This is a genomic window from Leptospira selangorensis, from assembly GCF_004769405.1.
GTDB lineage: Bacteria > Spirochaetota > Leptospiria > Leptospirales > Leptospiraceae > Leptospira_B > Leptospira_B selangorensis.
Genome location: NZ_RQES01000010.1, coordinates 247,154 through 269,271, shown reverse-complemented (window position 1 = coordinate 269,271; position 22,118 = coordinate 247,154). Strand labels below are relative to the sequence as shown.

The window sequence follows — 22,118 nt, the reverse complement described above, 5'->3', positions numbered from 1 at the left end:
TTACAGCGGGTTTTCAATACTTAAGTTGAAACTGAATAGGGAATTAGAATGAAGGGAATCCAAGAGAAAAAAATAGATCTATATAATCCAACTGATGATCATCTTTCCTTAAGAGAAAATGTAAGCGCTTTTGCGAAAGAAAATTTGGATCTACAAGCAAAGGATCATGACGACGAAGAATCCTTTAATAAGGATCTGTTTCGTAGATTAGGGGCTGAATTAGGAATTTTTGGAGTCACTGTTCCTCAGGAAGACGGAGGAATGGGGCTAGACCCTGTTGCAAGTGTGATCATACATGAGGAATTTTCCGCTTATGATCCTGGATTTACTCTATCATATTTAGCTCATGAAGTACTTTTCGTAAACAATTTCTATCATAGCGGTAATACTTCCCAAAAAGCTAAATATATGCCCAAGGTTCTCTCGGGAGAATGGGTTGGCGGAATGGGAATGACAGAGCCTGGAGCAGGGACAGACGTTCTCGGAATGACAACTGTTGCAACTCGCAAGGGAGACAAATTCGTGTTAAACGGTAGAAAGCAGTTTATCACGAACGGTATCGTAGGTCAGGTATTCTTAGTATATGCAAAAACCAGCAAAGACTCTCGCAGAACTACATCCTTTATAGTAGAGAGCTCTTTTCCTGGATTCAGTTTCGGCAAAAAAGAAGAAAAGATGGGAATGAGGTCTTCTCCTACTACCCAATTGATTTTCGAAAACTTAGAAGTGCCTGCGGAAAATCTGATAGGTGCGGAAGATGGGGCCTTAACTCATATGATGAGAAACCTGGAGATTGAAAGAGTAACTCTTGCAGCTCAATCTTTAGGAATTGCAAAACGTTGTATTGATGTGATGTGCGAATATACTATTCTTCATAGAGAAGCTTTCGATAAAAAACTGATAGAATTTGGACAGATCCAAAGGTTGCTCGCAGAGTCTTATGCAGATTACCAAGCAGCAAGGGCATTGGTATATGATGTTGCTTCTAAGATCCATCCTGAAAACCGGAACTCACTTGGAGCTGCTTCTGCGAAACTTGTATCTACCCAAATGGCGGAAAGAGTTTCCAGAAACGCAATCCAAGTATTGGGTGGTTACGGTTATTGTAGAGAATACCCTGTAGAAAGATTACATAGAGATGCTATCCTACTTTCTATCGGCGGTGGAACAAACGAAGCGATGCAAAAGAATATAGCTGCTGATTTAAAGAAGTTATATGCAAGCTCAGGAATGTGATCGAAAAATCTTAAAGTTAATCCGGTCGTTCTTTTGGAAAGACGGCGGTCTTGTATGCTCGCCTCGTAAAGTTCTTCCCGTATAAGACCCGTTTAATAAGTTCTGTCTGAAGGGTATTAGCACCCAGGGGATGCAGAAATTTCATGAGAAAAAAAGGACCTCAGACGGTCGTTTTACACAAAAATAAAAGAAATCTATTCTTAACGGTTTTATTCATTTGTTCGGTCTTCTATCTTATCGATTGTTCTGCCGGTCAAGGCCAGGGAGATCATTCAGTATTTGGGAGAAAGGCTTCATTAACTAGAGAAGGCCTACAACTTGCAGCAATCGATACTCCTCCTGCAGATCGTCATCTTCATGCGGAACATTATCCTTCTTCCAATGAAAGAAGATTGGACCTGTTTAAATCCAGAGTAGTGGGTTTAGGCGGTGGTTATATGGGAGTCGGGACGGATCAGAATTTAACTTTGATCGCTTGGGCAAGAAGTGAATTCGCTTATCTTTTCGATTTTGATCCGGTAACGGTTTCTATTAATCGACTTCATCTACATTTTTTAGAAATTTCCCCTACTTATCCGGAGTATGAAAAACTTTGGGACCCTAAAAATAAGGATACTGTTCTTCCTATCATTGAAAAAAGATTTTCGAATGATCCGGAATATCAAGTAATTCTAAAGTCTTATCAAATCGCTCTTAGGAAAGGAGCTGTCCCTCAACGTTTAGGCGATTTGCATAAGATCTCTAAAGTATATCCTCAATTTACTTCTTTTCATAATGACACAAAGGATTATGATCATTTAAGAAATCTGGTTTTAGATGGAAAAATAATCGCGATTGATGGGAATTTATTGGGAGACAAGACCATAAATTCAATTTCCGAAAAAGCAAAAGAATTAGAGATCCCGATCCGTATTTTATACACTTCTAATGCAGAAGAATATTTTAGATATCCGGAAGGAATGAGAAAGAACTTCCTAAATTTGTACGGAGATTCTAAAACTATAGTGATCCGCACTGTTACAAAAGGTGCTAAGGTATACGGATTTCCGGATGGAGAAATGTTTCCGAGAGAGTTTCCTTTCCATTATAATATCCAATCTTTGGATAACCTAAAAACTTGGCTGAACAAAGAAAATGTTCTATATACAACAATACTTCTTCGTAATCGTAAACCGATCGAAAAAGGATTCTCTTTGATAGAAGCCCTCCCGCCGGAACCTAAAAAATGATCCGAAGCTGTATCTTTTGTTTGGGGATTGCATTTTTTGCGATCCCTTGTTCTTCTCAGAACGTTAAAACTGGTTCTCCAACCGACGCAGTTAGAATTGTAGCAGTTGGAGATATCATGTCTCACCAAACTCAAATAGATACGGCTTACGATAAAGAATGTGACTGCTGGAAATTTGACGAAGTATTCCAAGAAGTATCTTCTATGATCACAGAAGCGGATCTTGCAGTTGGAAATTTAGAAACCACTCTTCCGGGAGATCAGAAACAATATACAGGTTATCCCCAATTCGGTGCTCCGGATTCTCTTGCAAAAGCGATTAAGGATATCGGTTTCGATGTGTTATCCACTGCAAATAACCATTCCTGTGATAAGGGAAAGTTGGGAGTTGTAAGAACTCTTTCCGTATTGGATCAACTAGGTCTAAAACATTTGGGAACTTATAAGGACAAGGAAGAATATGAGAAAAATAGAATATTATTCGTCCCTGTCGGAAACCTGAATCTTGCATTTTTAGATTATACTTACGGGACCAATGGCCTGGAAATTCCGGCTGGAACAGTAGTTAATCTGATCGATAAGGATCAGATCGCTTCGGATATTGTTTTGGCGAAAAAATCCAAACCGGATGCAATTATAGTAATGTATCATTATGGAACGGAATATTTGCACCAACCGGACCCTTTTCAGGTCGAAATGGTGGATCATGCATTTTCTTCCGGAGCGGATATAGTCTTGGGAGGCCATCCTCACACTCTCCAGAAGTTCGGTAAAAAAACGATTAAGGATAAATTCGGAATCTCAAAAGAAAGATTTTATATTTATTCTTTGGGCAATTTTATCTCCGGACAAGACAGACGTTACGTAGACGGTGGGCTTATCCTTAAATTCTCCTTATCCAAAGAAAATGATAAATTAAATATTTTTGATATAGGTTATGAACCAGTTTGGGTATATATAGACAGAACTGGATCCAGAACTCAGTTCAGATTATTGCCTGTTAAAAAATATTTAAACAATGACCAAGATAGAAAACTTCCTGAAACTTCTTACCAAAGAATGAAACAATTCTATAAAGACACAGTAGATCTACTAGGTCCTTAATTGTTGCTGTGAGCCGTTGACTAAACTCAGGTCGGCGGAAATTCGGTAACTTCTTCTTATCTTTTCTTTATTGCTTTATATAAAAAAGGTTCACTCATGAAGTATTTACCTGTCTAAGATCCGAGGCAAGAAATGAACCTATTATTTACCGAATATACATTAGGAAAGAATAAGCTAAAAAACAGAGCAGTTATGGCTCCCATGACCAGATCAAGAGCGATCGGAAATATTCCGAACGATTTGATGGCGGAATATTATTCCCAAAGAGCAGGTGCAGGTTTACTGATTACGGAAGGTGTTTCTCCTTCTCCCAACGGTTTAGGATACGCAAGGATCCCTGGAATTTTTTCGGAAGAGCAAGTTCAGGGTTGGAAGAAGGTAACGGACGCAGTGCACGCAAAACAAGGTAAAATATTCATACAACTTATGCATTCCGGAAGAGTAGGAAATCATCTCAATCTTCCTAAGGGCGCGGAATTAGTAGGACCTTCTGCGATCGGATTAAAAGGAACTACTTGGACGGATGCAGAAGGAAACCAACCTTATTCTTCTCCAAAAGAAATGAATTCAAAAGATATCCAAGTTGCGATCAGAGAATATGTAAACGCGGCAGAGAACGCGATCAAAGCGGGATTTGATGGAGTGGAACTTCATGGCGCTAACGGATATCTGATAGAACAATTTTTACATCCGAGTGCAAATCATAGAACCGATGAATACGGCGGAGATTGGAAGAAGAGAAATAAATTCGCTGTAGAAGTTGCAACTGCAGTTATAGAAGCGATTGGAGCGGATAAAGTAGCGATCAGACTTTCTCCTTACGGCGTATTTAACGATTTAGAAATTCATGATGAAATAGAAGAACAATATAAGGATCTCGCTGTATCCTTAGGAAAACTTGGACTCGTTTATATCCATATCGTGAACCATTCTTCTATGGGAGCTCCCGCACCTAAGGATTCCACAGTCGCTTTGATCAGGGAATCTTATAAATCGGAAAATCCGAACGGGGCTTATATACTTTCGGGTGGATATGATCCTGATCGTGCGGATTCCGACCTGAAAAATAAGAATGCGGATTTAATCGCTTTCGGTCGTAACTTTATTTCAAATCCTGATTTAGTGGAAAGATTGGAGAAGGGGATTCCTCTTGCAGATCCGGATGCTTCTCTCTTTTATACCCCTGGAGAAAAAGGATACACTGATTATCCGGTGGCTGCGCTTTCTAAGGTTTAAAAGAAATCGAACTCCCGCCGTTTATTATAGCGGCGGGAAAAGAAGAAGATTAGCAGGCGTCTCCTGCACCTCTCAATAATAATTGCAAGGTCCCATTCTTTAATTCGTACAAAGATTTAATAGAAGAGTCGTATCCTATATCAGTGAATAATAATATAGGAACAGGATCTTCTTCTCTATAGATGACTCCGATTAAATGATAGGAACCTCCGTAAAATCCTAAATCTTCCGAAAGTTTTTCGGACTTTTCGTAAGAGATCAAAACCCTATCTGTTCCGAACTTTCGTCCCAGTAAGTAGAGATACCTTCTTTCTGCGCCCTTTTTATGATAAGCGATCCTTCCGGAAAGAAAGGTCTCTTTTTTATTATTTTTAAAGGAATATACTTCTTCCATTGTGGAATGAAGCCATTCCGTTTCTGGATATCCTCTTGCTTTCCAAGTTGTTTCCGCTAAGTTCTTGAAAAGAGTATAATCAGGATCCGTTTTGGATAGTTCCTGGAGTGGAATAGATTGTAGTCCTAGATCCGGAGAATATACCAACCAATCTTTTTTGGCTTTCACATCTCCAGTAGGTTTCACTTTTAAAGCGGGAAATTCTTGGCATCCATACGTGGTAGGTGAGGCAGCGGAAAAGGAAGGACCTTTGTCTCCTTCTAATAATGAAAAAGAAGGAAGAGAAGTATTCACACCACTTCTAAATTTATAATCGAATTCGTATTCGTCTTTTGCCTCTTGCCAACCTTTTTGGCTGAAGAATGCAAGTGGAACAAAAGTAGGAAGATCTTTAGGATCATATCCGGACCAAACGAATCCGATCAATTTGTACTCGTCCAAAGTATCGGGAGGTGTAAGTCCTAAATATTTTCTGGAAACAAAACCTGTTCTACCATCTTCAGCTTTGATCTTAGCCCAATCGATCGGGCCTTTCGTTTCGTCTGGGAGGATTTTGACCTTGTTTCCTCTGTTTAACGTAAAGATGATCTTTCCGGTTTCAGGAGTTTCTCTAACGTTTAACACTCCTGAGGTGATCAGAACATAATGATATGGATCTGAGGTCTGAGCGACCAAAGAAAGATACAATGGAGGAAGAAGTAATAATAATAAGATCCGGAATTTAAGCGCCATTGCAGCCACAGCATCCTTTTAAGATCCGGGCCCGCAAGAGCTTTTTAATCTTGGATCAGTCTTTCTATCGTTTTCTCGGAAAGCTGTTTCATCTGAATGTCTTTGCCGGAAAGGTTCTCGATCGATTTCCGGAAATTTTCAGGGTTCTTAAGCATTCCGACGGAGAGCACATTCTCGGATTCCACTTCGTATTTGCGGATAGAATCCATCAGTTGGTCCTTTTTCACTTGGACCTGCTCTCTCAATTGGTTTAGATCCTGATTCGGATTTTCTACCAATTCTCTGAACAAAGGAGTTTCTCCAAAAAGGACATTGATCAGTTCCTCTTTAGGTGTGCTCTTAGCTTCGCTCAATACTCCGAGTTTCATTTGTTCTTTAGAAAGTTGTTCTTGGAGATTCCCCAAGGTTTCTTGGACTTTCAAGTATCTAGAAGTTAAGCTACTAGAAAACTCGGTTTTGTCGGCTGCGTTCTGGGCTTCCGAGGGCACTCCCGTTCTTCCCGGAACGGAAGATCTCTTGTCGCGGAGAAGTTTCTCTGCTGATGAGACTAGATTCGTAAGTTGAACGTCCATGTTCTTTACCCTCCTTTCGGTGTACCGGCGAACCTTTGGAAAATCGGTAGATAAATCCGATTCTTCATTTTCCAAAGAGTTTATGTCGCATCTAAGCGGTTACTCCCTAGGCATATCTGTACTAAGTATCGGTCAAACTTTAGAGAACCAATGAATTTTTTTCAAAAAATTCAGTTTTTTCGGAAAAAAATCCGAATAGGAATAGCTGAGCTTTTTATGGTTTAAGCGGCATCTTCGCCTTCTCCGCTTATATCCTGGCTAGTTTGGAAACGTTGACATCTCCCATATGAAATAAATTATTCACAATTTGTCTCGTAAAAGGTTTTTCGGGATAAAAATTGAATAGGTTTACACGGAGTTGAACGATGAAAAAAAGAACCGATATCTTCAAGGTAGTATCCATCTTTGCCTTGTATTTAAGTTTATTTTCTACTGGGGCGTTTGCAGAAGAGGATGATCATTACATCCAGCCAGACGACTATTTTGTTTCCAGAGAGGAATATAACGACCAAACTTATATCAACGTATATATCGCTAAGGAAATGACTCCCGCTTCTGCCACTAAAACAAAGGGAGAGGGGGAATTCCTACAAGTGACTGACGGTAAGAAGTATTGGACCAAAAACTTTTACATGACCCGACTTGCTACAGACAAGGATCTGAAGTTAGGAGTAAAAGTGATCATGTTCGATATGGGAACAGAAGACGGATACAGAGCTCCTGAATCCAAGGAAGAAGCTAGGACCGGAAGCTGGTTTATGGCAAAAATTACCGATACTTCCGATCTATTCAAAGGGATTATTACTGTTTCCGGAGGATATAAGATCCAAAAGAATAATATAAGAGTGATTGTTCCAAAAGCGACCGTTACGCCTAAGGGTGGAAAATAATATTAAAAAAATAGAATTCTCTTTTTACGAGAGAGTTTTGAAAGCCTCCTTTTTTTAGGAGGCTTTTTTATTTTCGATCAGACTTTGAGTCTTTTATAAACTACATAGAGTCCTGATAGGAATAACATCGGAGTGATCCAACTTGCAAGCCATATAGGAATGACTTCGTTCTCTCCTAAAGATTTAAAAGAAGGGTCCATGACCATATAAAGAAGTGCTACCCCGATACTAACGCCGAGAGAGGAAACAATCGCCATTCTTTTGGTAAAAAACCCACTGGCACATCCTACTAAAGTTAAAACAACGATCAGTAAAGGTTCTGCGAATAATGTATGTTTTGCAATATCCACATCTCCGTAAGATAAACCTTTACGAATACGATTTTCTTTCTCTTCTAAAAGTTCGAAAAAATTCATTTCTTCTACGGAACCTTTTAACTTTTTGAAATAGTCAGGCTTTTCCGGAAGTAAGTATTCCTTCTCCGTAAATTTTTGTACGGAGACTACTTGTAGTTCATCATCAAATTTGGTCTCTTCTACACTTTTTAAGACCCAAACTTCTTTTTGATAATCAAACTTTGCTCTTTGAGCTACTAAAAGATAATCAGGAGTTTGTTCTTGAGTCAGGCGGATATAGTTGAATCCACCTTTGATCTCTTCTTCTTTCGTATCGTAATAATAAATATAATAAAAACCTTCTTGGCCTTTGAAATGTTTTTGGTAGACCACTCCTACTAATGTGTTTTGGTCTCCTTCTTTTAACATCTTATGTTCTTCGTTTGCCCTTGCGTTTAAAGGAGCCACAACTGTTTGTTTTAAGAAGAATGCAGCAAACCAAAGTACACAACTGAATGCTACGATAGGAGTTACAATCCTTCGAAAAGAGATACCTGCGGCCATCATGGCCACTAATTCTTTGTTTGCCGAGAATTGACCTACGGAAAAAGAAACGGAGAATAGTATGGCGATGTTCATGATGTACTGGATGAGCATCTGAGGGAGCCGGAATAGTATGAAAAGCCAGCCGTGGATCTTCCCACCTTTGGAGGAAGCCATATCTCCCTTAATATCGCTATAGGAAGACATAAAGGCCAAAAATCCTAAAGTGATCAAGGCCCCGATAAATATTTTTACAAACTCCGAGAATACATATTTATCCAAGATCCTAGGAGGGAAAAATTCCTCCTTAATTCTGTGGATCCATTCTTTGGGACGGATTTCGGGAAGACTGAATTGCATTCCGAATCCATCATCAAAAGGCCGAGCGATTCCTACGAACCATTTATTTGGGTTGACGATCCTGGCTCTTAAGGGAAGATTTCTCGGTCACAGGAGGAGATCATGAAAAAAAGCGCCATTACGTTCGCAATACTCGCCACTCTTATTTTTACCGTTTCGGTTTCTGCCGAAAAAAGTACGGAAGATCATATCAAGGCACTTTCCAGCGGATCCGATCAGGAAAAAATCGAAGCTTCCCGTTATTTGGGAGATAAAAAAGAAAAATCCGCAGTTCCGGAATTGATCAATCTTCTGAACCGTTCCAACGATCCTAAAGTTGCAGTTCCTGCAGGGATTGCTTTGGGTCAAATCGGAGAAGCAGGTGATACTACAATCGCTTTGAAAAATAAAGTGATCAGCTCTGATAACGGAGATATCGTTTATACTGCTCTCGTTTCTATACTAAACATCGTGATTAAAAATGAGAAGGCGGAAGACGCTGCGAAAGAAGCTCTCGAATTTGCGGATAAAAATCGTAGATCTGATGAGTTTGTTTCCGATTTCTTAAACGTTCTCACTAAAAAACTGAAGGGTTAATCCTTTTCGGTGTTGAGTCCGGAGGAACTGAGTCGCTATTCCAGGAATATTCTTCTAAACGAAGTTAAACGTAGCGGTCAGGAAAAACTCAAAAAATCCGTAGTAACGGTAATAGGAGCCGGGGGTCTTGGATCTCCGGCTTTGTTGTATTTAGGGGCCGCCGGACTAGGAAATATTCGGATCATCGACTCCGATATTGTCGAAACCACAAATCTACAAAGGCAAATCATATTCAAACATTCTGATATAGGAAGGTCTAAATCAGAAGCTTCTTCCGAAAACCTTAGTTCTTTAAATCCTTATATAAATGTGGAAGGTATATGCGCTAGACTTAACGGAGAGAATGCCAAAGATCTATTGAGTGGGTCCGATCTGGTTTTAGAAGGTTCCGATAATTTCGATACTAAGTTTTTAACGAACGATATATGTATAAGGGAGAAGATCCCTTTTATAACGGCAGGTGTTCTTCGTTTTGAAGGAATGGTGATGGGAGTTCGTCCTGGAAAGGACGCATGTTTTAGATGTGTTTATGAAAATCCTCCCGCTCCGGAGCATGTGCCTTCTTGTGCGGATGCAGGAGTGATCGGTAGTATGGCCGGAATGATAGGTACAATCCAAGCTACCGAAAGTATTCAATTTTTATTAAATGATTCCGAGAGAGAATCGGGTTTATTCGGTAGAATTTTACAAGTAGATTCTAAATCTATGGAATTCAGGACTATCTCTACAGTCAGACGAAAGGACTGTACAGTCTGTGGGAATATTCACTGAACTTCTTTTTTAGAAAAGTCTAAAGAATATCCGGCTCCTACAAAGATCGCTTTTGCAGTGGAATTTCCTGCAAGTCCTTGGGTTAAAGATTGGATTAATACAGTGTTTATATAAGCATTTAAAGGGCTTCCATTTAAATCCAAGTCCCCTCCAAAATGTTCCATCTTGTAAGTGAGTTTAGAATATTGGAATCCTGTCCAAAAGAATACCGAATCTCTCCAATGATAGATCAATTTTCCGGAAATAGTTTGAGAGTTTACTTTCCATTGATTATTTAAGGCTGCTCTTTCTTCGAAAAAACTTCCCAAAAGATAAGCGATCTGGTCTCTAGTATAAATTGAATTTCCATGTAAGAATTGTTTTTGGAATTCCCACCGAGTTTCCCATTTTTCCCTCCATTTGTATTCTAGTGCAGCTCCTACAGAAGGACCACTTAGATAATCGCTGAAACTGACTCCGTATTTTATGGTCCAGTCTATTGCATTAGTATTTGTTGGATCCTTAGGAGAAATTTCGTAAGTAGAATCGTCCTTTCCCTTCTGCCATATTTTATGATAACCTAATATAGGCCTGACTTCGAGCCCTGACTTGGAAAATACTGCATAGGAGATTTGAGCATTTATCTGTTTATAACTAATTGTATGGTAGGGGACTCCCGGTGTAAATGCTCCTTGGGAAATTGTCGTTCCGGAAAGATCAGGATAAACTATACTCCCGAAATTATTCACTGATTCTAGGGAGTTTAAATGAGATCCTCCTAATTCTCCTACAAAACGTTTCCATGTGTATCTTAGGTTTATCGTTTTTGCGTCTGAATTTTTTCGATCCGGAGAATTATAAAAGAAGCCGCCATTACCACCTAAGATCGAACCGTACTGTTCCACATTTCTATGGAAATTTGGCACTTGGCTTTCATAGCTGCTTCTTCCTATTCCGCCTAAAATTTCGAAACTATGGCGATATGAAGGAATGAAAGAGGCGTTTGCTTTTTTGAGGATTTCTTCCTCTGGTTTCTTTTGACTTTCTTCTTCTTTTGGTTTTGCCTCGATTACAGGATCAGCTTTTTCGATCTTTTCCTGTTTGATAGGTTCTTTTATATCAGGATTTTTGAATGTAATTCTGCGAATGGAAGATTTTAGTATTTCTTCTTCCTTTCCTTCTGCACTTTTGAACCTGATCTTGAATGCACTTTGATGAAGAACTTCTCCCTTGAGAATTCTACCATCTTTCATATAAACATATTGTGTTTCGGGAAAAATATTAATCGGAATGAGAACAACTAGGCTTAAAACGAAAATTCGTTTCAGATAAAACATTTCAAAAAGATTAGACGATTTTATTTATTAAAGTCGTACGAGTAAGTCGCTCCAATTTGTATTGTAGTGGATTTTGTTTCTTTGAGTGCTCCAGGGCCGATAAGAGATTCGAACAATAATTTTCCTAATGGGTAACTTTCCGGATCCACTCCTGAAGAATCTCCATTCCCGACGCTCAAGGCGGTCTCTGACATAGTGTAAGTCCAACTCGTACTATTTAGTCCCATCCAAAAGCCAACTCCGTATTTCCAAGGATATAAAAATTTCAGATCAATGATGGCTCCTTTTGCGACCCATTTATTGTACACATCGATATTCTCTGATTGGGCTTGAGCGCTAATAGGTGCATAAGCATTTAGGTGTCGATCGTAAGTTCCGAAACCTTTCATTTGTAAAATATGAAGTCCAGCGCGGATCTCGAACTTTTCGAATTTTACATCGTATTGAACCCCGTAGGAGAAACCTTTTAAACCTTCTGCAACTGAAGTAGGTGCGGTTCCAAAATATTGGTCACTAAACAGTGGGGCCACTCCTGTTCCTAAAGTTAACGAATTTGAATTGTCAGTTTTTGTCCAGAACTGGTGGTATCCGATCACCGGACGAATATCGTATTTTGGATTTGGGTATACTGAGTAAGAAAAATTTCCATAAGCATGTTTCATAGAAACGTCATAATTTCCATGGATAAATTTTGGAAAAGTCCCGCTGCTCGGACCATCTATTCCGATAATAGTTTGGGTTGCGGTAGATGTGACGGAACTTGCGCCTGCTTCTCCTACAAATCTGTTCCAAGAGTATCTAATCTCTAAAGAGTGAGCCTTTCCACTTTTAGGTTTTGGTTCTATCGGATATTCGAATTTACCACTGTCTTGCCCCAAGCTACTTCCGACTGCAATTACACTGTCGTAATAATTTGCTCCTTGGAAGTTTACTATTCCGGATCCAGTGCCTAAAAATATATCTAAACGATTTCGTTTTGCTTCTTCGATCTGTTTTTTTCTTTTTTCTGCCTTCTCGTCTATGATAGCTTGTTTTTTAGAATCTTCTTCTTGTTGTTTTGCAATTTCTTCCGGAGTAGGTGTAGGAGGTCCAACAGGAGTTTTATCTTTAGGTTCCGGAGTTTTGGCTTCTTTAAATGCTACTCTTTTGATTTCTTGTTTTGAAATTTCCTTTGTGGAACCATCAGGTAGTTTGATCACCATTTTGAATGCGGTTTGGGAAATAATCTCCGCTGTGATCACTCTTCCGTCCTTCATATAGATGACTTGATCGTTTGGATAGACAGAAGTTAAGGAACAGATCAGACATCCGAAGAAAATTGCCGCGTATATTTTATTTTTTAGCCTTCGCATTTCCTATCTTGATCCCATTCAATTTGGAATTCTGGGAAAGAATCCCTGGAATGAAAGTAAGATTCAAGCAATAAATTGACATGCCAGAAAACTAAGAACGGTTATCGTATAACAAATACTACATTCTTAAAAATATACTTCGGTTAATAATTTTCCTCCGGTCCGAAGTTTAAGGTTTTAGAAATTCCAAATTGTATGGAAGTCGCTCTACTTGTGGCATTTATAGTTTGAGCCACGAGCTTTTGACTGAAATTCCAACTTACAAGTTCGGACAAAGTAGGGGGATCGTCATCTAGAGAAAGTGTGATCGGAAAACTTCCATCTTGTAGGGAATATTTCCATTGATAAGAATCATATTTGATAAAAAATCCGATCCCCATTTTCCAAAAATAACTCAACTTTAAGGAAGCGTGAGTTCCTTTTGCCTTCCAATCAAAACTATAATCGCCAGGTAATACAAATAAAGTGTAAGGAGGGGCTAAAAATATAGCCGTATAATCTTGGTGGATGGATTGGGAGCCTTTCATGCTTAAGGATTCGAATTCAGACCTTATCTCGACTTTAGATCCGAACAAATAAGCGAAGCCTAATCCGATGGATGTGCCACTTAAACTTTCGGAAGCTTGAAAGTTTGATTTCCCAGCCACATTATCTTGTTGAAATACCTGTGACTGAGAGTCCTTCGTTCTATTCCAAGTTCGGATATAGCCTACACTCGGATATAACTCGAAATTAGATTTGGATAGTGCAGAATACGATGTTTTGAAAAAAGCCGCCTTCATTTGTTCCGGATAAGATCCGTAAATCACTATCGGTTCCGCCTCGGGACCTATATTCCGAGAGCTTGTGGAAGTATTGGTTTCCATTCCTCCGGCTTCTATGGAGAATTTTTTGAACTTATAATTGATCCCTGCTGAGACGGAAGTGCCTGCAGTACGTTTTGGACCTCCTGCTAGGAAGAAAGGAGTCGCATCAACGAATATACTCCTAATGTTTTGGTATTTATAATAAAAGTCTATGGTTTGGGGGGAGAAGGTTCCATTTCCCGCTCCCAAATAAAAATCTATATAATGTCTTTCTAATGGACTTCTGACAACTCTTTTAGCTTCTTTGACGACCGGGGGAGGTGAAACAATTTCGGGTTCTTGTTTTTTGGGCTCTTGCTTTTCGACAGGTATTAGAGGTTCGACTTTTTTAGGCTCTTCTTTTTGAGGTTCCCTATAGGCGATCCTCAGGATAGTTTCCTTTTGGATACGTCTTGTCTCCCCGTTTTGTAATTTTATATCGATATAGGCCGCGGTTTGGTTGATGACATCCCCATGTAATATTTGGCCGTTACGTAAGTATACAGTCTGGGGTTCTGCAAATACAATCGCCGGTAGGAATAATAAGAATAGAAATAGAATTTTGGATTTCATTCAACCTTCTTCATTCATTGTATAAAATATTAGTTAAAAATTTATTTCCATTCACTATATTCCTACACAAATATAGGAGAGAGAAAAGAATCATACTATTTTTTAAAGAAAGAGAAAGTCTTTTTGTTTGGTTAGATGAAACTACGGACCGAATTTACCAACTCTGATTCATTTTCCAGAACGGTTTCTAATCTGAGATAAAACCATTTGGAAAAATTTTTATCCATTTCAATAAGCGAAGCGATCTTTACTCCGTCTTTTTCCGTACAGATAATGTAATCTTGATCGGAAGATTTTTCAGAAATATGAACTAGATCTTCTTTCGTATAAGAATAATGATCTGGATAAGATTTGGTTTTTAGTTCGGATGGATTTTGATCTTTTAAAGAAGAATAAAACGAATCCGGATTTCCCAAACCTGCAAAGCTGAATACTGATTTTCCTAATAGATCTTTAACGGAAACTTCTGAAGCCTCAGAAGAAAGTGGAACTAGTTTCTGGGGAGAAAACTTAAATTTTAAGGTTTGAGAAGGTCTGTATTTTTGGATCCATTTAGAAAGTAGATCTTCCCATTCTTCCGAAAATTTAGAAGCGATTAAAAAATTCGCCCTGGATACTGAACTATAAGATTCTCTTAATAAACCTAAAGGGAGAACAAATTCCATTTTAGAAAGTTTTGTACAATCTAATAAAACTAAATCTAAATCTCTGTTTAAAGCGTGATGTTGGAATCCATCATCTAATAATGTAAATACCTTTTGATCAGTTGGTATTTTGTTTTCGGATCTGAATTGCAGATAAGAGTCGTATCTATTACTTCCTACATACACTTCAGCAAAAGGAAGATTCTTTTTTAAAAGAAGAGGTTCATCTCCAATTTCAGTGGCGGAAGAATTTTCAGTAACTCTTCTGGTTCCTTTTCCTGAGGAGCCATATCCTCTGCTTAAGATTACGATCGGGATATTTGGAAAATTAGAATGAAGTAATTTTGCTAGATGTAAAGTGAAAGGAGTTTTGCCTGTTCCACCCACACTGAAATTTCCTACGCTGATTGTTATGGAAGAAGGAAGAGTTCTTTTTTTCTTAAAACTTCTATCTAAAAAAAATAAAATCCTATAGATGAGGCTGAGTAAAAATAGGATCGGAAAAAATAGGATCTTTCCAAAAGAGATCATCTTCTTTTCTTAAACCGGAGATTCTGCGAATTGCATCTCGTATAATTTCTTATACTTTCCATCGAGGCGGATCAACTCGGAGTGAGATCCTGATTCTACTACCTTTCCACCTTCCATAGTAAAAATAGTATCTGCGATTTGAACTGTAGAAAGTCTGTGGGCGATGATAATGACAGTTCTATTTTTGTATAAAGATTCAAGAGCTTGTTGAACGACTCTTTCCGATTCTGTATCTAAAGCAGAAGTTGCCTCGTCCAAAATAAGAATTTCAGGATTATTCAATAACGCTCTTGCGATGGAGATCCTTTGCCTTTGGCCTCCGGACAACATCACTCCTCTTTCTCCCACTACTGTATCGAAACCGTCTTCGAAAGATAAGATAAAGTCAGTTGCAAATGCAAGTTCTGAAACTTCTCTCATTCTTTCTTCCGTAACCTTTTCCGTTCCGTAGCAGATATTCTCTCGGATACTTCCGTTGAACAAGAATACTTGTTGGTTCACGATGGAAATTTTTTTGCGTAAGGATGCCAAATCTAAATTTCTGAGATCAGTTCCATCCCAAGTGATGGAACCTTCGCTTGGGTCGATCAATCTTGGTACAAGATCCACCAATGTGGATTTTCCTGCGCCGGAAGAACCGACTAACGCGATTGTGGATCCTTTTTGAATGGAAAGATTTAAGTCGGATAGAGCGGGGCTTTTTGCTCCAGGGTAAGTGTATCCTACCGAATCGAATTTTAATTCTTTAGAAAGTCTTTTTGGATAAATAGGATTTGGAGGATTTTTTACATCCGTTTCACTATCTAGCATTTCAAAAACTCTGGTTCCGGCAGCCACTGCACTTTGGATGGAGTTGGATAACATTCCCATCTGCTTGAATGGTCTGGTCAAAAATACCAAAGTTAAGAAGAAGATCATAAAATGACCTAAGGTCAATTTTTGGAGTTCGATCAAATAAGCACCGAAAGCCAAAAATATTACGGCAACTATGGAGCTGGAAAGTTCCACTAAAGAAGGACCTATCTGGTGATAGAAATGTCCTTTGAATGTTTTGTCGGAAAGATCGTTATTGATCTCCCAAAATCTTCCGGCTTCCGTTTTTTCCATGGAGAATGCACGGATGACTCGGATCCCTGAAATCACTTCTTGCAAATGCCCGTTTAATGATGACAATCTTTCTTGTTGATTGCGAGTCGCTTTTCTGATCCTGTCAGCAAAAGAAGTTACCGGTCCCATGATCAACGGGACCACGACTAAAACCGCGATGAACATTTCCCAACTTAAAAAGAGAAGAATGAGCAAATGTGTGATGATATAGAAAAAATCTACGATAGCATCTTTCAGATCTGAACTGATTATTTTTGCCAAAACTTCTACATCGTTAACGATGCGGCTCATAAAGATCCCTGTCTTCTCTTGAACAAAATGATTGAGAGGAAGTTCCTGCGCCTTAGAATAAAGTTCTAAACGCAAATCTCGGACAGCTAAATAACCGCCTGAGTTGATGCAGTACACAGCGCCCGTTAAGAACAAAAGTTTAGCTAGATAAATTGGAAATATGAATAAACAAAAAATTAAAACGAGCTGATCTTTGGGAAGAGTGGTTAAATAAAAGTTAGTCTTGATCTTTATATCTGCGACTAGGGCTTCTATTTTTTGGATTGCTTCTAATTCTTTTCCTTCTTCCCTAACTTTTAATGCGATACTTTCTTTTTTGGTGAGTGTAATTTGAAAGTCAGCTTTTCCGCCTTTTCCGATTGCGTTGAAAATTGGAATAACGCTAGTGAGAGAGGCACCATTGAGTATAGATACAAAAAAGGATAGTACGATCCCGGTGATTAATCTGTATTTATACTTGAAGGAATACCCCAAGAGGCGTCTATAGACGTTCATAGGTCCGGAATGTTTTATCCTAGATTTCTAGACTCGGTCTCTTCCCGGTTTCAGGTCGGACCGAAACCGACTCTTACCTTTTCCCTGGCTTTCCTTCTTTTGTCCCTTCTTTTTTATGGTTGTGGAAAAGCGGAAAGAAGTCCTGAAAAACTGGTATTTTCACTACCTTCTGATCCGATCTCTTTAGATCCGATCCGATCTACTGATTTATCTTCCAGAATTGTTCTAAAATATATCTACCCAAGGCTTTTTGAAATAAATGGAGAAGGTACAATCCTTCCTTCTTTAGTGAGATCATATAAGTTAACGGAAGGTCCGTCATCTAAGATCAGAAGATTGATCTTAGAGATCCGCAAAGATCGAAAATTAAATGTAAGTGCTCAAATCGTTTTAGGGTCTTTAGAAAGATTAAGAAATACTCCAGGCCCAAGAAGAAGTACATATTCTTTTTTAAAAGGTGGGAAAGTTCTCTCCGATTCCAGTTTGGAAATTTATTTCGAAGGGGGTCTTAGGGAAACTTTAGAAAAACTTTCTTTGCCACAAGCTTGGATCTATTGCGGCCCACCTGAATCAGTTTGTGGTGATTTTAAATTAGCAGAATGGAAAAGAAACAATCATCTTAGATTGGTTGCTAATCACCCGAACGATTTGGGTTCTGAAATTCTGTTTAGAGTTCTTCCTCAAGCAAGCACAGGATTGTATTTATATTTTAAAGACGAATTGGATCTGATGAAATTACCTGTCTTTCTTCTTAAAAACTCATTAGTAAAAGATGATCATATTTCTATTCGAAAAGGAGGCGGTGTTCAATACATAGCGATCAACGCAAAAGAATCCTGCTTCGATAAGAACTTTAGAAAAGCATTAAATTATTCCGTAGATAAACGTACAATCATCCGGGTTTTATTGGAAGGAAAAGGAGAAGTTTCCGTAGGCCCATTTCCAAAATCTCTTTCTGATACCTGGGCTTCTTCCGAAGAAATGTATCCTTATGATCTCGCAAAAGCCAAAGAACTTCTTTCTAAGTCAGTTTGTTATCCTAAAATTTTAGAAAGAGAATTAGAATTTAGGATGAGAGGAGACGAGGAGAACCAGGCAAATGGAGCTGCAATTGTCCAAAACTTGAAAGAGCTGGGATTAAAGATCAAAATCCTTCCGATGGAAAAGGCTGCATTATATAAAGAGAATGGAGAAGGAAAGGGAGATCTAACATTACTATTTTGGTATGCGGATCTACCTGGACCATTTGCATTTTTAGATCCATTATTTGCCGGAGATAGATTCGGGAATGGAGGAAATCGAGCCTTCTACTCTAACCCAAAAATGGAAAAAATTTTCCAAGAGATTAGATCTACTGATAAAACGGATATAAGCCCTCAGATCAAAGAAGCATTTTCACTTTTATCCGACGATGCTCCTTGGATTTTTTTATGGTCCCCATATGAATTATATCTAGTAGGGGACCGCTTGCCAAAAAATCCTAATCGTCGTTCGGATCTTCCTTAATTTCAGGAAGTTCTAATTCCACTGCATCTTCTCCGGAAAGAGCTTCCTCGGAACTGTTTGTGGATGTGCCTCCTTCTGTTTGGGTAACTGTAGGACTAGGCGCACCTCCGCCAGGTTGGTCTCCCACATAATAGTACTGTCCATAGAGTGGATGTTTACATTCTGCTTCGTTGGATAAAAGTCCGCCTGTTTCCGCGCAAATGTCCACTTTCACATAATCTCCGTTAAATGGAGTGATGAGACTATCACCAAAACCTAATGTTCTGGCTACGTGCGAAACATATCTAAACCAAATAGAGCCGCTTGTTCCTGAGCCTGAACCGGGGAATGGAGCTCCTAGATCATTACCAACCCAAACTGCGGTGACTAAATTAGGATTCACACCTGCAAACCAAACATCTCGTACTCCTTTTCTGGAGCCCCAACGTTTTTGTGCTTCTTTAGGAGATTGAACCGTCCCTGTCTTTCCGCCTAGTGGAAATTTTTCTCCATCTTTTAATGCGATCTTGAGTGTACCTTCTTCGGAAACCACAGCTTCTAATAAGTTTAAGGTCATTGCGCAAGCGACAGGATCTAAAATTTGTTCCGCTTCTTTTGGATCAGGTAGAAGGTTTACATAAAGTTCTGATCCTTCGAAGTCTGTGATCCTAAGTATTTCCACAGGTTTTACTTTTTTACCGTTATTTGCGATTGTTGCGTATACTGTTGCCAGCTCTTTAGGAGATAATTCTCCGGAGCCGAGTGCCAATGTAAGATTATGTTGGAACCTTCTGCTCAATTCCGAGCTGTCAAGGTCCAAAATTTTTCCCAGAGTATGGATAAAATCACCAACGCCAATCTCATCCATGAACTTGACTGCGATAGTATTCACAGACTGAGCGAATGCAGTTCTAGTTTGCATTGCACCTCTATGGCCTTTATACCAGTTTTTAGGGGCATATCCTCTGATCTTGATTGGCTCATCCACAACGATAGAAGTAGGAGTTGCTATCCTTTTTTCGAATGCCATCAGATAGACGAGTCCCTTGATCACGGAGCCTGGTTGTCTTACAGCGGAAACTGCTCGGTTTAGCCTGAATATATTAGAAATTTTGTAACTACCGACCATTGCTTCCACATATCCGTTTGTAGGATTGATGGAAATCAAACTTCCGTTCATATTCTCTATGATCTTATTTTGTTTAACTGCTTCTTCCGTTTTACCGGCTTTTACGTAATTTGCTTTATCTTCAGAAAGTTTTTTGCGAACTGCCTCTATTCCTTCTCTGAGAGAACGTTCTGCAGCTTCTTGTTTATCATAATCTAATGTGGTATATACGTTCATACCACGGCTTTCCAGATCAATCTCCGAGAAGTTCTCGATCACGAATTGGCGGATCCCGAAATTAAAATCGGAAGCAAGATTGATCGTAAAATCTTTATCAAAGCCGTACTTTCCTATCTCGGAAGTGATGACTACTTTATCCTCTTCTTCTTTTGTTTCCTCGACCACATAAAAGGATCTGAACTTGCGGATATTTGCATCTACCTTCTTCTCAAAATCTCTCTCAATAGATTTAGGATTCGGATGAAGGTTTTGGTTTTTGCCCATTACGGTCATCACCATCTTCTGCCTTTTGAGAGCTATTTTAGGATTCCTAACAGCATTATAGTTAGAAGGAGCCGGAATTGTTCCCACAAGCAAAGCCGCTTCTGCAGGAGTTAATTCATATGCAGGTTTATTAAAATAATAACGGGAAGCTTCTTCCACTCCTGTATTTCCTTCTCCCAAGAAGATACGATTTAGATACATTGCTAAGATCGTATTTTTGTCGAACTTGCTTTCCAAGTAGAATGTACAGTAAAACTCGGTGAGTTTATTGAATACGTTTCGAGCTCCTAAATCCAAAGTAAGTTTTGCTAACTGCTGGGTAAGAGTAGAACCGCCTTGTTTTTGGAAAGTGGTTAAGTTAACTATGATCGCTCTAAGTAAGGCGGTAAAATTTACGCCATTATGCTCGTAAAAATCTCTGTCTTCCGAACTAAGAAGAGCCCATATTATATTTCCGTGATTTGCTAAATTATCAGTACGGATCGGTCTGAATTTTCTACGAGAGAATTCTCCGATCAATTTTCCGTTTTTGTCCAAGATGCGTATCGGTTTGATCTCGTTCGGATCGTACGCATCCGAAACTTCTCTTTGGAAAGTTTCTAGATTTCGGACGACTTCTTCTTGTTTGGTGAGCCATACAACATAAGATCCGCCGATCAGAAATGAAAGTATTACGATCCCGGAAATGACCGAGTATTTAAGGATGGATCTCCAGTTTGTTCTAGAATATTGGAGGAGTGCAGCTAAAATTCCAAGGATACGATCTTTGATGTTCATAAGGTCCGTCGGTAGGTTTTCCGTCGTAAGTTAAGGAAAGAAAAGGACTTTTTTTGAGAATTTTTGTCCGGATCTTGCACTCTTATGTCGGCATAAAACATATCCGAAAGGATTAGGGAACGGACAAATAAAGGTGATTCTGGTAGACAGTTCGTAAATTCTATGTCCAATAAAGTTTTGCTTTGGGGAACCGAAGACCTAGGAATCATGGAAGACCTGCCTTACAAAAAAGAAATTTCTCTTCGCCAGCATTCTTCTTTTCCTACAAAGGCTGAAATCTGGCCCAAGGTCAGGCTATTATTCGGAAGAGAAGGAATTCCTACAGACCTTTCCCACCTCTATTTGAATGAAGATGGAGAATCTTGGGCCAATCTAGGTTATTGGGAGAATACAAAAGAATACGGCACAGCCTGCTCGAATTTAGCGGAACATTTGGGAACTATAGCGGGACTAGAGCCGGGTTCTAAACTTTTAGATCTTGGGTTCGGATGCGGAGACCAATTTAAGATTTGGGAAAATACGTTTGGAGTAAATGTTTCGAATATTTACGGGATCAATATTTCCAAGATCCAAATTGAATTCGCAAAAAGACGTTATGAGGGTAGAGGCAGCTCTCCTAATTTAATTTTAGGAAGTGTAGAAGGTTTAGCGGAATTCGAGGACAAAACCTTTGATGTGGTGCTTGCCTTAGACAGTTTATATTTTATACCGAATCGAAACAGATTGGTTGGAGAAGTTTTTCGAATTCTAAAACCGGGAGGAGTATTCGTATCCGCAGAGATATTATTCTCGGATCGAAAAATTTCTTATTGGGAAACTTTCAAAAGAAATTTGATCTCTAAGATGGCCAAAATGTCTTCCGACCTCAAAAAGGTAGAAGGTATCGTATCCGAATATTCCGCCCTAGGATTCAACTTCGAAGTTTTAGAAAGAATAGATCCTTTCGTATTTCCTGGATTTTCCCAATTTATATTAGAAAAAATTAAATCGGAAAAAAAGATCCCTAAAAGACTCGCGGGAAGATACGAGATGTTAGGAGAATACTTCGGCTCCGAAACGATCAAAAAACATTTCGAATATTGGATCTATAAGGTCAGAAAACCCGAGTAGATT

Annotated in this window: 18 protein-coding genes; 9 read left to right on the top strand and 9 right to left on the bottom strand. The window is 39.0% G+C overall.

Features of this window, described 5'->3' with window-relative positions; translation table 11 throughout:
• The first annotated feature begins 48 nt into the window (after nt 1-48).
• The 4 genes from EHO58_RS06885 to EHO58_RS06870 all read left to right on the top strand — a co-directional run bounded on the left by EHO58_RS06885 (nt 49) and on the right by EHO58_RS06870 (nt 4,804).
• Nucleotides 49-1,236 (top strand): acyl-CoA dehydrogenase family protein, encoded by a 1,188-nt coding sequence (locus tag EHO58_RS06885; protein ID WP_135628229.1) that lies wholly within the window; start codon nt 49-51, stop codon nt 1,234-1,236.
• A gap of 143 nt (nt 1,237-1,379) precedes the next feature.
• Nucleotides 1,380-2,465 (top strand): LIC_10091 family lipoprotein, encoded by a 1,086-nt coding sequence (locus EHO58_RS06880; protein ID WP_135628230.1) that lies wholly within the window; start codon nt 1,380-1,382, stop codon nt 2,463-2,465.
• Complete coding sequence (locus tag EHO58_RS06875) at nt 2,462-3,568, top strand: CapA family protein (RefSeq protein WP_135679445.1); 1,107 nt, start codon at nt 2,462-2,464, stop codon at nt 3,566-3,568. The genes EHO58_RS06880 and EHO58_RS06875 overlap by 4 nt, the downstream gene beginning before the upstream one ends.
• A gap of 132 nt (nt 3,569-3,700) precedes the next feature.
• A complete protein-coding gene (locus tag EHO58_RS06870) occupies nt 3,701-4,804 on the top strand; it encodes an alkene reductase (protein ID WP_135679444.1) in 1,104 nt (367 codons plus the stop codon).
• A 49-nt stretch (nt 4,805-4,853) separates the two neighbouring features.
• Here the strand turns inward: EHO58_RS06870 and EHO58_RS06865 are convergent, their stop codons facing one another.
• Together EHO58_RS06865 and EHO58_RS06860 are read right to left on the bottom strand one after the other, a co-directional pair.
• On the bottom strand, nt 4,854-5,939 hold the full coding sequence (locus EHO58_RS06865) for an SH3 domain-containing protein (RefSeq protein WP_135679443.1): 1,086 nt from the start codon (nt 5,937-5,939) through the stop codon (nt 4,854-4,856).
• 35 nt (nt 5,940-5,974) lie between these two features.
• On the bottom strand, nt 5,975-6,502 hold the full coding sequence (locus tag EHO58_RS06860; protein ID WP_100722034.1) for an LIC10415 family protein: 528 nt from the start codon (nt 6,500-6,502) through the stop codon (nt 5,975-5,977).
• Between the two features lie 365 nt (nt 6,503-6,867).
• Here EHO58_RS06860 and EHO58_RS06855 point away from each other — a divergent pair, with 365 nt between their 5' ends.
• On the top strand, nt 6,868-7,392 hold the full coding sequence (locus EHO58_RS06855) for a hypothetical protein (protein WP_135614949.1): 525 nt from the start codon (nt 6,868-6,870) through the stop codon (nt 7,390-7,392).
• Nucleotides 7,393-7,469: 77 nt separating this feature from the next.
• Here the strand turns inward: EHO58_RS06855 and EHO58_RS06850 are convergent, their stop codons facing one another.
• Nucleotides 7,470-8,630: an LptF/LptG family permease gene (locus EHO58_RS06850; protein ID WP_135628234.1), complete on the bottom strand. Its 1,161-nt coding sequence runs from the start codon at nt 8,628-8,630 to the stop codon at nt 7,470-7,472.
• Between the two features lie 102 nt (nt 8,631-8,732).
• Here EHO58_RS06850 and EHO58_RS06845 point away from each other — a divergent pair, with 102 nt between their 5' ends.
• Both EHO58_RS06845 and EHO58_RS06840 read left to right on the top strand, forming a co-directional pair.
• Nucleotides 8,733-9,206, top strand: coding sequence for a HEAT repeat domain-containing protein (locus EHO58_RS06845; protein ID WP_135628235.1), 474 nt, complete (start codon nt 8,733-8,735; stop codon nt 9,204-9,206).
• Between the two features lie 9 nt (nt 9,207-9,215).
• Nucleotides 9,216-9,977 (top strand): HesA/MoeB/ThiF family protein, encoded by a 762-nt coding sequence (locus tag EHO58_RS06840; RefSeq protein ID WP_135679442.1) that lies wholly within the window; start codon nt 9,216-9,218, stop codon nt 9,975-9,977.
• Here EHO58_RS06840 and EHO58_RS06835 read toward each other — a convergent pair.
• The 5 genes from EHO58_RS06835 to EHO58_RS06815 all read right to left on the bottom strand — a co-directional run bounded on the left by EHO58_RS06835 (nt 9,971) and on the right by EHO58_RS06815 (nt 17,131).
• The gene (locus EHO58_RS06835; RefSeq protein WP_425269433.1) at nt 9,971-11,293 is read right to left on the bottom strand and encodes an LA_0442/LA_0875 N-terminal domain-containing protein; all 1,323 of its coding nucleotides are present in this window, start codon (nt 11,291-11,293) and stop codon (nt 9,971-9,973) included. The two genes, EHO58_RS06840 and EHO58_RS06835, sit on opposite strands and share 7 nt — an antisense overlap.
• 20 nt (nt 11,294-11,313) lie before the next feature.
• Complete coding sequence (locus EHO58_RS06830; RefSeq protein WP_135679440.1) at nt 11,314-12,645, bottom strand: LA_0442/LA_0875 N-terminal domain-containing protein; 1,332 nt, start codon at nt 12,643-12,645, stop codon at nt 11,314-11,316.
• 143 nt (nt 12,646-12,788) lie between these two features.
• Nucleotides 12,789-14,063, bottom strand: coding sequence for an LA_0442/LA_0875 N-terminal domain-containing protein (locus EHO58_RS06825; protein WP_135679439.1), 1,275 nt, complete (start codon nt 14,061-14,063; stop codon nt 12,789-12,791).
• A 131-nt stretch (nt 14,064-14,194) separates the two neighbouring features.
• Nucleotides 14,195-15,238 (bottom strand): tetraacyldisaccharide 4'-kinase, encoded by a 1,044-nt coding sequence (gene lpxK / locus EHO58_RS06820; protein WP_135679438.1) that lies wholly within the window; start codon nt 15,236-15,238, stop codon nt 14,195-14,197.
• 9 nt (nt 15,239-15,247) lie between these two features.
• Nucleotides 15,248-17,131, bottom strand: coding sequence for an ABC transporter ATP-binding protein (locus EHO58_RS06815; protein WP_167483197.1), 1,884 nt, complete (start codon nt 17,129-17,131; stop codon nt 15,248-15,250).
• Between the two features lie 9 nt (nt 17,132-17,140).
• Between EHO58_RS06815 and EHO58_RS06810 the strand changes: the two genes are divergently transcribed.
• Entirely contained in the window at nt 17,141-18,637 is a 1,497-nt protein-coding gene (locus EHO58_RS06810; protein ID WP_135679437.1) for an ABC transporter substrate-binding protein, read from the top strand.
• Here EHO58_RS06810 and EHO58_RS06805 read toward each other — a convergent pair.
• A complete protein-coding gene (locus tag EHO58_RS06805) occupies nt 18,612-21,005 on the bottom strand; it encodes a transglycosylase domain-containing protein (protein ID WP_135679436.1) in 2,394 nt (797 codons plus the stop codon). The two genes, EHO58_RS06810 and EHO58_RS06805, sit on opposite strands and share 26 nt — an antisense overlap.
• A 162-nt stretch (nt 21,006-21,167) precedes the next feature.
• Between EHO58_RS06805 and EHO58_RS06800 the strand changes: the two genes are divergently transcribed.
• A complete protein-coding gene (locus tag EHO58_RS06800) occupies nt 21,168-22,115 on the top strand; it encodes a class I SAM-dependent methyltransferase (RefSeq protein WP_244241089.1) in 948 nt (315 codons plus the stop codon).
• The last annotated feature ends 3 nt before the right edge of the window (nt 22,116-22,118 follow it).